At 72.1% G+C, this 11,309-nt stretch carries 10 protein-coding genes; 4 read left to right on the top strand and 6 right to left on the bottom strand.

Going from position 1 to position 11,309, the window contains the following annotated elements:
• Positions 1-14 precede the first annotated feature (14 nt).
• The 3 genes from ABZ385_RS05710 (at position 15) to ABZ385_RS05700 (ending at position 3,171) form a co-directional block, all read left to right on the top strand.
• Positions 15-1,298: an ROK family protein gene (locus ABZ385_RS05710; protein WP_358909859.1), complete on the top strand. Its 1,284-nt coding sequence runs from the start codon at positions 15-17 to the stop codon at positions 1,296-1,298.
• A gap of 100 nt (positions 1,299-1,398) precedes the next feature.
• Positions 1,399-2,274 carry an alpha/beta hydrolase gene (locus ABZ385_RS05705; protein ID WP_358909857.1) on the top strand — a complete coding sequence of 292 codons (876 nt, stop codon included), beginning with the start codon at positions 1,399-1,401 and terminating at the stop codon, positions 2,272-2,274.
• A 141-nt stretch (positions 2,275-2,415) separates the two neighbouring features.
• On the top strand, positions 2,416-3,171 hold the full coding sequence (locus ABZ385_RS05700; protein ID WP_358589710.1) for a calcium-binding protein: 756 nt from the start codon (positions 2,416-2,418) through the stop codon (positions 3,169-3,171).
• Positions 3,172-3,180: 9 nt separating this feature from the next.
• Here ABZ385_RS05700 and ABZ385_RS05695 read toward each other — a convergent pair whose 3' ends face one another.
• The 3 genes from ABZ385_RS05695 to ABZ385_RS05685 form a co-directional block, all read right to left on the bottom strand.
• Positions 3,181-5,007 (bottom strand): RICIN domain-containing protein, encoded by a 1,827-nt coding sequence (locus ABZ385_RS05695; protein ID WP_358909855.1) that lies wholly within the window; start codon positions 5,005-5,007, stop codon positions 3,181-3,183.
• Positions 5,008-5,050: 43 nt separating this feature from the next.
• Positions 5,051-6,871 carry an RICIN domain-containing protein gene (locus tag ABZ385_RS05690; RefSeq protein WP_358909853.1) on the bottom strand — a complete coding sequence of 607 codons (1,821 nt, stop codon included), beginning with the start codon at positions 6,869-6,871 and terminating at the stop codon, positions 5,051-5,053.
• A 90-nt stretch (positions 6,872-6,961) separates the two neighbouring features.
• Positions 6,962-7,792 carry an ANTAR domain-containing protein gene (locus ABZ385_RS05685; RefSeq protein ID WP_358909851.1) on the bottom strand — a complete coding sequence of 277 codons (831 nt, stop codon included), beginning with the start codon at positions 7,790-7,792 and terminating at the stop codon, positions 6,962-6,964.
• Between the two features lie 128 nt (positions 7,793-7,920).
• On the opposite strand from ABZ385_RS05685, the gene ABZ385_RS05680 reads away from it, so the two are divergent.
• On the top strand, positions 7,921-8,271 hold the full coding sequence (locus tag ABZ385_RS05680; RefSeq protein WP_358589719.1) for a helix-turn-helix domain-containing protein: 351 nt from the start codon (positions 7,921-7,923) through the stop codon (positions 8,269-8,271).
• A 13-nt stretch (positions 8,272-8,284) separates the two neighbouring features.
• On the opposite strand, the gene ABZ385_RS05675 is transcribed toward ABZ385_RS05680, so the two are convergent.
• The 3 genes from ABZ385_RS05675 to ABZ385_RS05665 form a co-directional block, all read right to left on the bottom strand.
• Entirely contained in the window at positions 8,285-9,661 is a 1,377-nt protein-coding gene (locus ABZ385_RS05675; protein ID WP_358909849.1) for an erythromycin esterase family protein, read from the bottom strand.
• 138 nt (positions 9,662-9,799) lie between these two features.
• A complete protein-coding gene (gene thpR, locus ABZ385_RS05670) occupies positions 9,800-10,435 on the bottom strand; it encodes an RNA 2',3'-cyclic phosphodiesterase (RefSeq protein ID WP_358909848.1) in 636 nt (211 codons plus the stop codon).
• 92 nt (positions 10,436-10,527) lie between these two features.
• Positions 10,528-11,028, bottom strand: coding sequence for a transglycosylase SLT domain-containing protein (locus ABZ385_RS05665; RefSeq protein ID WP_358909846.1), 501 nt, complete (start codon positions 11,026-11,028; stop codon positions 10,528-10,530).
• Positions 11,029-11,309: the final 281 nt, after the last annotated feature.

Genomic DNA, 11,309 nt, shown 5'->3' with positions numbered 1-11,309 from the left:
CCCTCGATCCCACCATGACGAACCACCGCACGCCGCTGGAACCCAAGGCGGACAAGGACACGGTGCGCCGGCACAACCTGAGCCTCGTGCTCCGTGCCGTGCACGACGAGGGCGAGACCACCCGGGCCGCCGTCGCGGGCCGCTCGGGGCTGACCCGCGCGGCCGTGTCCTCGTTGACGGAAGAGCTGCTGGCCGGCGGCTTCCTGACGGAGTCCGGCAAGGCGTTCAGCGGTCAGGCGGGGCGCCCCGGCACGGTCCTGAAGGTGGCGCGCACCGGATTCGCCGGGCTCGGCGTGGAGATCAACATCGACTACGTCACCGTCTGCGTCGTCGACCTCGCGGGCACCGACCGGGTGCGCCTGACCGAACACGTCGACAACCGCGACGTGCCGCCCACCGAGGTCATCGCACGCGCCGCGCGGATCGCCGCCCACGCCCTGGAGTCGGCGGCGGAGCAGGATCTGCACCCCGCGGCGGCCCATCTGGCCCTGCCCGGACTGGTCTCCGGCGGCGTGGTGCGCCACGCCCCGAACCTGCGGTGGAACCGCGTCGCCGCCGAGGGCATGTTCGCCCAGGCCCTGTCGAAGCTGCGGCTCATGCGACCGCCGCACCCCGCCGCCGACCCCGCCCCGCGCCCGCTGCCGGTGACCACGGGCAACGAGGCGGACGCCGCGGCGCTCGCCGAGCTGTGGTTCGGGCGGCTCGGCAAGGTCCGCAGCTTCCTCTACCTCACCGGCGAGATCGGGATCGGCGGCGCCCTGCTCGTCGACGGCGAACTGCTGGGCGGCGCCCACGGGTTCGCCGGCGAGATAGGACACTTCGTCGTGGACGAGGAGGGGCCCGAGTGCCGCTGCGGCGCGCGTGGCTGCCTGGAGCAGTACGCGGGACAGGCGGCGCTGTTGCGCGCGGCGGGCATCGCCGAGGACGCCGGGCAGCCGGGCGTCGCCGCGCTGGAGCGCAGGGCGCTGGAGGGCGACGATCAGGCACGCGCCGCCATCGCGGCCGCCGGGCGCACCCTGGGCCTCGTGCTGTCCGGCGCCGTGAACCTCGTGGACCCGGACGCGGTCGTCCTCGGCGGCACCTTCCGCGCCCTGATGCCCTGGCTGCGCGACCCGATCGAACGGTGTCTGGAGCGCCGCGTCGTCTCCGGCCTGTGGAGCGCGGGCAGCGGCAGACTGCGCGCCTCGTCGGTGGCCGGCGACGCGGCCCGCGGATCGGCGGCCCTGGTCGTCAGGGACGTACGGGCGGACCCGCAGGGGTACGCGGAGCGCGCAGCCACGATGCGCGGCCGCGGCTGACCCGACCGACCGGACACCGGCGCGGTGGTGTCGGCCCGTCACTGCGGGGAACCCCGGGACCGACCGGTGCAATACGCCGACGAATACGGAGGGGCGGACTTTGTTCGAGGACTTCGAGACCAGGCGGGTTCAGCTCGACGAGGCATCCATTTTCGTCCGGCACGGTGGCGAGGGGCCACCGGTGGTCCTGCTGCACGGCCACCCCCGTACCTCCGCGACCTGGCATCGCGTCGCCCCGCTCCTCGTCCGGCACGGCTTCAGCGTGGTCTGTCCCGACTTGCGGGGATACGGCCGCTCCACCGGTCCGGAGCCGACCGCGGACCATGCCGGGTACTCCAAGCGGGCCGTCGCCGGTGACGTCGTCGAGGTGATGCGCTCCCTCGGCCACGACAGGTTCGCGCTGGTCGGGCACGACCGCGGGGGCTGTGTCGCGCTGCGTCTCGCACTCGATCATCCCGACGCGGTCGAGCGGGTGGCGCTGCTCGACTGCCTGCCCCTGAGCGAGCACCTGTCCCGGATCACGGCCGAGTTCGCCACGCAGTGGTGGCACTGGTTCTTCTTCGCCCAGCCGGACATCCCCGAGCGGGTCATCAACGCCGACCCGGACGCCTGGTATCGCGGCGACCCGCAACGCATGGGGCGGGAGAACCACGAGGAGTGGCGCGCGGCCACGCGGAACCCCGCCGTGGTGCGGGCGATGCTGGAGGACTACCGCGCCGGCCTCACCATCGACCGCCGGCACGAGGAGGAGGACCGTGCCGCGGGGACCCGCATCCAGTGCCCGGCCCTGATCCTGTGGTCGCTCCGGGACGACCTGGAGGATCTGTACGGGGACCCGCTGAAGATCTGGCGCCGGTGGGCACCGGACGTACGGGGCCACGGCATCGACTCCGGTCACCACATGGCGGAAGACGCCCCGGAACCACTCGCGTCCTCCCTCGCGCGTTTCTTCCGGGCGCCTGGCCGGCCGGGCTGAGGACGCGGGGGTTGTACGCGACACGCGTGGTGATCAACACACTGATGAAGACGCGGTGAAGAACGTAGAGTCGTCGTGATCACAACTTCTGCCGGAGCGGATCGTCAACTCCGGCGTCACCATTATCCCGTGGGGGGATTCATGCGTCACCGCATCCGCATCGCCGTGCTCGGCTCGGCCCTGGCCGCGACCGGCATCATGGCGCCCAGCGCCTTCGCCGCCCCGTCCGCCGACGTGACCATCGACAAGGTCACCGTCAACGGCGGCAAGCCGATCGTGCTCGGCACCACCGCCGCGCAGTCCTTCACGGTCTCCGTGACGGCGTCCGACGACTCCGGCATCGAAGAGGCCGACATCACCCTGTACGGTCCGGCCTCCGCGATCGCCCTGCCCGCCTCGGCGCCCAAGTGCGTGGACTCGAGCGCGACGACCGCGACGTGCACGGCGAAGTTCACGCTCGACCCGGACACCGACTTCTACGACAACAGCCCGGCCGGTGCCTGGTACGTCGACACGATGGTGACGGCGAAGGACATCGACACCGTCCTTCTGGAGAAGGCCGGCACCTTCAAGGTGCAGCGCCTGTCCAAGCTGACGGCGGACGCCTCGCCGGAGCCCATCAAGAAGGGCAAGACGCTCACCGTCACCGGTGCGCTGACCCGCGCCAACTGGGAGACCCACAAGTACGCGGGCTACACCAACCAGCCCGCGCAGCTTGAGTTCAAGAAGAAGGGCGCCACGACCTACACGGCCGTGAAGTCCGTGAAGTCCGACACCAAGGGCAACCTGAAGACCACGGTCAAGGCCGCCACCGACGGCTACTTCCGCTGGAACTTCGCAGGGAACGCGACGACGCCCGGGGTCAAGGCCGCCGGCGACTACGTCGACGTGCGCTGACCCACTCCCTCAGGCGACACCGCGCCGCACGAAGACGTCGTACGTGCCGTTGGTGTCGCCCGGGACCAGGTCCGATGCGGCGGAGGAGAAGGCGACGACCGCCCCGTCGGCGCTGATGGCGGCCTCGGACGAATAGTGGTCGACGTCCTGCCCGTCGGTGTGGGCGGTGCTGACGCGCCGCGTCCCGCCGGACTGCCGGTCGTGGACGAACACATCGCTCACCCCGTTGGCGTCACGGGCGATGAGGTTGGCGGCCGAGGACGAGAACGCGACATGGCGCCCGTCGGCGCCGATCGACGCACCTCCCGAATGCCCGTCGCCCTGCGTGCCGTTGTCGGCCACGCTCACGCGCTGCGTGGTGCCCGACTGCCGGTCCCGCACGAACACGTCGATGCGCCCGTTGGTGTCGCCGGCCACAAGGTTGGTGGCGCTCGACGAGAAGGCGACGTGGCGCCCGTCGGCGCTGAGGGACGGGGTCATCGAGCCCCGGTCGCCCTGGCCCCCGCCGCCACTCACGCTCACGCGCTGCGTGGTGCCGCTCTGCAGGTCGCGTACGAAGACGTCGTCGGCGGCATTGGTGTCACCTGCAGTGAAGTTGGTCGCCGAGGAGGTGAAGGCGACCTGCCGCCCATCCGCGCTGATCGCCGCCGCCGTCGACCCCCCGTTGCCCTGGGCGCCCCCGCCCGAGACACTCACGCGCTGCGTGGTCCCGGTCTGCCGGTCGTGGACGAAGACGTCGTCGGCGCCGTTCGTGTCACCCGGCACGAGGTTGCTCGCGCCCGAGACGAAGGCGACGTACCGCCCGTCACCACTGACCGACGGTGAGAACGACCACCCGTTGCCCTGGACACCGCCGCTGCTGACGCTGACCCGCCGCGTGGTGCCGCCGGCGCGGTCGCGCACGAAGACGTCCCGGTGCCCGTTGGTGTCACCGGCCACCAGGCCCCGCGCGACGGACTCGAAGGCCACGTACCGTCCGTCCGCGCTGATCGACGGCTCGTCGGACCACTCGGCGGGCTGACTCTCGGCGCCGCCGTCGGTGAGGCTGACGCGTTCGGTGACGCCCGCCGTCCGGTCCCGTACGAACACGTCCGCCGCCGCGTTCTTGTCGCCGGGTACGAGGGTCGTCGCGTCGGAGGTGAAAGCGGCGTAGCGCCCGTCCCCGCTCAGGACCGGCGCGGCGTCCATGAGCTGCGCGGTCGTCTGGGCGCCGCCCGAGGCCACATTGACCCGTTCGGCCACGGTGGCGGGAGGCAGGACGGGCGGGTCGTCCAGCGGGCTCTCATTCCCCACCCGGGGCGCCCGCTGCATGAATCCGCTGCCCGACTGGCCGTAGCACTGTGCCAGTTGCAGTGCGGACCCCGCCTCATGGGTGCCGGAGGCGACGTCGAGGCAGAGGGCGGGAGCGGGCCCGGCCGCCTGGATCGCCACATGCTCGCTGCCGGTGTCCAGGAGCCGGAAGTCGGCGCCGGCCGGTGCGGTGCAGTTGCCCTGGCGGGTGTGGGTGCCGACGTGGGCGGAGGCGGGGTCGGGGACGGTCAGGCAGAGGTTGCTGTGGGCGTTGACGATGTTGAGCGTGCCGCCCCCGCTGGGGGATTCCCGTACGTACCATTCGGCGCCGGCCTGTCCGGTGCAGTCCGCCTGTACGACGGGGGCGTCCTGGGACGGGGAGGAGTCCTTGGTCTCCAGGCACTTGCCGCTGTGGACGGCGACGACGTTCACGGCGGACGCGGCATGCGCGGCGGGAACGCCCAGCGAGAGCGAGGCCACCGCCATGACGACCGCCGACGGGACGCTCAGCAGCCGCATCCGACGCGACCACACGAACTGACGCATGATCAAGCTCCTTGGAAAACGGGGGGCATGGGGACGTGTGGCACTAGGGAACGAGGCGACGGACGAACACGTCGGGGCGGCCGTTGCTGTCGTCGGCGACGAGGTTGGTGGCACCGGAGGCGAAGGCGACGGAGCGTCCGTCGGCGCTGACCGACGCCGAGGAGCACAGCGCGTCCGCCTCGATCCCGCTGCCCGAGGTGCTGACCCGGTGGGTGACACCGTTCTGCCGGTCCCGTACGAACACGTCGGCCACGCCGTTGGTGTCGCGCACGAGCAGATTGGTCGAGCCGGAGGTGAAGACGACGTACCGTCCGTCCCCGCTGAGCGCCGCGTCCGCCGCGTAGCCGTTGCCCTGGCCGCCACCGACCGAGAGGCTGACGCGTTCGGTCGTGCCGCTCTGCCGGTCGCGCAGGAAGACGTCCTGCTTGCCGTTGCTGTCGCCCCTGACCAGGTTCGTCGCATGGGAGGCGAAGGCGATGTGCCGGCCGTCCGCGCTGATCGACGGCGCGGCGGCGTGGCCGTTGCCCTCGCTCTCGTCGTCGGCGACGCTGACCCGCTCGGTGGCGCCGCTCTGCCGGGACCAGACGAAGACGTCGTGCTGATTGTTCGTGTCACCGGGGACGAGCGCGGCGGAGTTGGAGACATAGGCGATGTGCCCGCCGTCCGCGCTGATGGCCGGAGCGGTCGAGCTGTCGTAGCCGTCGTTGCCGCCGCCGGTCTCACTGACGCGCCGGGTGGTCCCGCTCGCCAGATCGCGGACGAAGACGTCCCATTCGTTGTTGACGTCCTCGGGCACCAGGGTGGCGGAGAAGGACGCGAAGGCCACATGGCGTCCGTCGGCGCTGAGGGAGGGTTCGGACGATCCGGAGTTGCCCTGGGTGCCGTCGGTGGCGACGCTGACCCGCCGGGTGGTGCCGGTCTGGAGGTCGCGTACGAAGACGTCACCTGAGCGGTTGGTGTCGCCGGGGACCAGGTTCGACGCGTCGGACGTGAAGGCCACATGGCGTCCGTCGGCGCTGAGGGAGGGTTCGGACGATCCGGAGTTGCCCTGGGTGCCGTCGCTCGCGACGCTGACCCGCCGCGTGGTGCCGGCCTGGAGATCGCGTACGAACACGTCGCCGTAGCCGTTGGTGTCGCCCGCCACCAGGTCCGCCGCGTTGGAGACGAAGGCCACGTGACGCCCGTCCGCGCTGACGGCCGAAGCGCCGTGGGAGTCGGAGACCGGCTTGGACTGGCCACCGCCGGAGGCGACGCTGACCCGCTCCGGGGGCGCGGTGGGAGTGCCGGGCGGCGGTGGATCGAGCGGCACTTCGTTGCCCACGCGAGGCAGCCGTTGCGCGAAGCCGGACCCGGACTGACCCTCGCAGGTGGCGAGTTGCACCGGCACGCCGATCGCGTGGGAGCCGGAGGCGACGTCGAGGCAGAGGGCGGGCGCCGGTGCGGCGGCCTGGATCCGGACGTACGCGGTGCCGGTGTCGACGAGCCGGAAGTCGGCCCCGGCCGTGACGGCGCAGTTGCCCTGGCGGGTCCGGGTGCCGGCGCGGGCGGAGGCGGGGTCGGGGACGGTCAGGCAGAGGTTGCTGTGGGCGTTGACGATGTTGAGGGTGTTGCCGCCGCTGGCGGATTCGCGGACGTACCATTCGGCGCCGGCCTGTCCGGTGCAGTCCGCCTGTACGACGGGGGCGTCCTGGGACGGGGAGGAGTCCTTGGTCTCCAGGCACTTGCCGCTGTGCACCGCCGTGATGTTCACCGCCGAGACAGCGGCCTGCGCGGTCGGGGCGCCCGCGCCGACGGAGGCCGCCACGGCACCCCCCACCGCGATCAGCGCCGCGCCCGTCCGCCACCGCCACCGCTGTAGGCGCATCGCCCTCGTCCCTCCCGCCGGGTCCTGGCAGCGTGGCCGCCGGCGCTGACGCGCCTCTGACGTGACGCCGTGCCAGCAGGTGCGCGGGGTTCAGGGCCCGCAGGCCGGTGGTGTGCCGAGCGGCTCGGACGCGGGGAGCGGAGTGCTCGTCGTCGTTCCGGTGCCGGGCGTCGGGCGGGCGGTGTCCGTCCTGGCGATCGCGACCGCCAGCTGCCTGCGCACGGCGTCGGGCAGCGCGTTGCCCGACGCCGTGCCCACCAGCTCCCCGGCCAGGCGGTGCAGCTTGGTGTTGGTGTTCTGCGACGCCGAGACCAGGACGTCCCAGGCGGCCTCGGGGCTGAGGTTGAAGGAGGACATCAGCATGCCGCGCGCCAGGTCGATGGTGGGCCTGGTCTGCATGGCCCGCTGCAACTGGGCGACCACGGCCCGCAGATCCTGTTCGCTCTCCGCGCCCTTACCGGCCTCCTCGCCCTTCTCGGGTCCGTGGTCGGCCGCCGCCGGGCTGTGCCCGCCTCCTTGCTCCACGGGCGCGAACAGATGGCGGGTGCCGGTCAGGTCGAGCAACCGGTCGACCCAGGGACTGCTGTGGCCGATCGTGAGGATCTTGCCCTGTTCGAGCGCCGACTGGCGCAGGCCGAGCAGCAGATTGAGCCCCGAGCAGTCGCAGAAGTCCACCCCGCTCAGGTCGAGGTCGATGACGCGCGCCGACCGGCTCACGGTCTGCCGCAGATCGGGCCGCAGCAGCCGACCCGCCTCCAGGTCCAGCTCTCCTCGCAGAACGACCCGCAGCCGCTCGCCCTCGACCGAGGAGTCGAAGCCGGCCGTCGGCGCCGCGGCCGTCCGGGACACCGGTGTTCGATCACCCCGCCCGTCGTGCCCACCCTCCTGCTCGAGGGATTCGGGGTGTACAGGCTCCGGCATGGCCTCTCCCTCTCGTTTCACCCAGCGCCGCTCCTAGGCTGCCCTCCGCAGCCCACACACGTCAATTAATACCTGAAACGCAGTACGTGTTTTTGAAAACACGTACGCATCATCGCTAGAGTTGACGCATGGATGGAGTGCCCGAGCCACACACCGGATGGACGTTTCTCACCAATCACGCGCGGGTGCTGGCCGCCATCGCGGATGATCACAACGCCCGTATCCGCGACATCGCCGCACACTGCCGCCTCACCGAGCGCGCGGTCCAGAAGATCATCGCCGATCTCGAAGCGGACGGTTATCTCTCCCACACGAGGGAGGGCCGCACCAACACCTACCGGATCGACCCCAGCAAGGTGCTGCGCCACCCGGCCGAATCGGGCCTGGCCGTGGCGTCGTTGCTGTCCCTGCTCGTCCACGACGAGGCCGACCGCACCTCATCCCCGGAAAACCCCGACCGGGACCACGCCACGGCCTGACGCGCTCCCCGGGTCAGAGCTTCTGGGCGGCGCGGACCCGGTGCAGGTGGACGAGAACGTCGTAGGCCCTGCCGAGGGCCAGGGTGGGGAGCGGGTCCGGCGTGTAGGTCGAGCCGGCGTCGTAGACGGGGCGGGCGGTGTCCAGCCAGGCGCCGGCCGGGGCCGGGACGTCGCGCAGATCGACGTAGAAGTCCCGGTGGCGCACCCGGTCGAGGGTGTACTCGTGCATGTCGGGGCTCGCGGGCGGCACGGTGGTCTCGCGCCAGTCCCCGCCAAGAGCGGCATCCTGGGTGAGGAACGAACCGCCGGCGAAGGTGAAGCCGATGATGACGTAGTTCCGGCCGAGGGCGTCGCGCAGGTAGGAGCCCTGCGTCTTGGGGTACATCACGGGGTCGGTCGAGAGAAGGCCGACGTGGCCGTTGTGCGCCGACAGCAGAATCTTGTGCCCGGTCTCGTGATGCCACCATGTGATGTTGTCGGCCATCGCGCGATCGCGCAGGTGCTCGGCCGCGGCCACCGAGGCCGGGTCGGTGACGTCCAGCGCGGTGAAGGCGAAGGTCTGCGCGATGTTCCTGGCGTGCTGCACGGCCCACGTGTGTCCGGTGCCGCCCGCCCCCTTGCCCGCGGTGACCATGTCGAGCGCCTGCTGGGCCCTGACGGCGTTCTGCCGTCGCAGCGCGAGCGGCCTGTTCAGGTACTCGAAGACGTCGTCCAGCGGGCGCAGTTGCGCGTACAGCGCGGTGAGCCGTGCCAGCGAGCCCGGGTCGGCCTCGCGCACGTGGGAGAGCACCCGCTCGAAGAGCGCGTCGCCGAGCCGGGGGGCGCCGATGTCGTCGCCCATGAAGTGGACCCTGCGCCTCGGGTGCCGGCGGTTGTGCTCCCGCATCCAGGCGATCAGGCTCACGAACTCCGCACGCTCCCAGGGGGATCCGGCCAGGGTCTCCTCGGCGATCCGCCGGGCGTCTCCCTCGCCGCCCTGGAGGTACTCGTCGATCCGCAGCCCCGCCGACCAGCTCATCTCCAGGGCGAACGTCGTGAAGCCCTCGTGCTCGACGAGGTGGCGGAACACCCGCTCCTTCATGGCGAAGAACTCGTGCGAGCCGTGGGTGGCCTCACCGAGGCCCACCACCTCGGCGTCACCGATCATCGCGCCGAGCGCCCGGAGATCGGCGGTGCGGGTGCCGGGCTCGGTGGAGCGCAGCGGGTGGGCGGCACGCTCGATGGCCCGTACGACGGCGGCCTGCCCCGTGCCACCGGTGCCGCCGGCTGTCGCGCCCGCGCCTGCTGCCGTGGCAGCGCCCGCCCTGGGCGCCGCCAGAGCCGTGGCCGCGCCCGCCGCCGTCACCGCCAGCAGCCCCCGCCGACCGAGCCGCTTCTCGTACACCGTCATCCTGATCGCTCCTCGCCCATCTCACCTCATGTGTCCCGAAGGACCGGTGAGTCGATCATGACGGGCGGTGCGGTGGCGGCGCGCTGAGGCGGACCTCCGTCCTGACCGGGGGATAACCCCCCGGCGGCGGCCGGGGTGTCACGCCGAGGGCCAGGAGAGGCGCGAGCGCGGGGCCGGTCGATTCCGGGCCCCGAAGCGCCAGGCGTCGACGTCGCGGTAGCGGATCGGCCCCGGACCGCGGCCGATGTTGCTGGCGACCAGATGCAGACGCTCGGCCGGCCACGGGCGGCCCGTGAACCCGGTCAGGCCCGCCGCGGTCTCCGCCGCGCACGAGGACGTGTCCCGCCGTGCCCGGGCCAGCGTCAGATGCGGGCGCAGCGGCCGGTCCGGAAAGGCCACACCGCACTCCTCGACCACGGCACGCACCTCGGCGGCGAGCTGCCGCAACGCGTCGAGCTCCCCGTCGATCCCGCACCACACCACGCGCTCGTCGAAGTGCCCGCCCCCGCGCAGCGCCAGTGTGAGGGGCGCCCGGGCGGCCGCGAGGTCCGCGAGCGGGGGACACAGCGCGGGAACGACCGCGCTCGGCACCTCGCCCAGGAACGCCAGGGTGATGTGCCAGTCCTCGATGCGGTTCCACCGCATGCGCGGATGGGCGTGGTAAGCGCGAGCCAGCTCGGCGGCCAGTTCCCGCTTGGCGTCGTCGGGCGGGGCGAGGGCGATGAAGACGCGAACGGTCGCGGGCGGGGGCGCGGGCTGGATCTGTTCGTTCACGGAAGCCTTCGTACCGCATCGGGTCGGGCGGATGGCCCGCGGCCCCCGGCCTTGGCCGACGCGGTCGGCCGACGCGGTCGACGGGGGAGGACTCAGTAGGCGGAGTCGACGTTGTCGATGGAGCCGTACTTGTCGGCGGCGTAGTTGGCCGCGGCGGTGATGTTGGCCACCGGGTCGGTCAGGTTGTTGGCGGTGCCCTCGACGTGGTAGGCCTCGAAGGTCGGCTGGATGACCTGGAGCAGCCCCTTGGACGGGGTGCCGTTCTGCGCGTTGACGTCCCAGCCGTTCTGCGCGTTCGGGTTGCCCGAGGACTCGCGCATGATGTTGCGGTGCAGCCCCTCGTAGGTGCCCGGGATGCCCTTGGCCTTCATGATGGCGAGCGCCTCACGGATCCAGCCGTCGAGGTTGTCGGCGTGGGCCGCCTTGGGCGCCGCGGCCCGGGAGACGGGGGCGCTCGTACCGGTGGGCTCCGCGGCGTGGGCGGGGGAGGGGGCAAGGGTCAGCGCCGCGGCGGCGGCGCTCGCAGTGGCGATGCCGGCGACGGAGAACGTGCGGAGCCGGGCGGTGCGGGGCTGCGTCTGGGTCGTGGCCATGCGGGGGTGACTCTCCATGCGGTGCGTGGGCGGGGTGGGGGAGGGCCCGGGCGGAGCGGTACGGATGCGCTCGGTGCGAGGCCGGGCTCCCCGGAACTTCCGCCAGAGTGAGCGGTGCCCGGCGGGGAAGGCAAGGGTGTGACGTACTACCGAAGGCCGCAGATACGCAGGTCAGAACGCCTCCGAAGGCTTACGGGCCCGCCCGGCGCGGCCCTCGCCGACCACTACCGTCTTTAGCATGTGACGTGGCCCCTATGGGTGGGCTCACAGTCCCCGCCCCC

Origin of the sequence: Streptomyces sp. NPDC005898, from assembly GCF_040629635.1 — a bacterium.
Lineage (GTDB): Bacteria > Actinomycetota > Actinomycetes > Streptomycetales > Streptomycetaceae > Streptomyces.
Note: the sequence above shows the minus strand (reverse complement) of the source record. Positions and strands in the feature narration are given on the sequence as shown.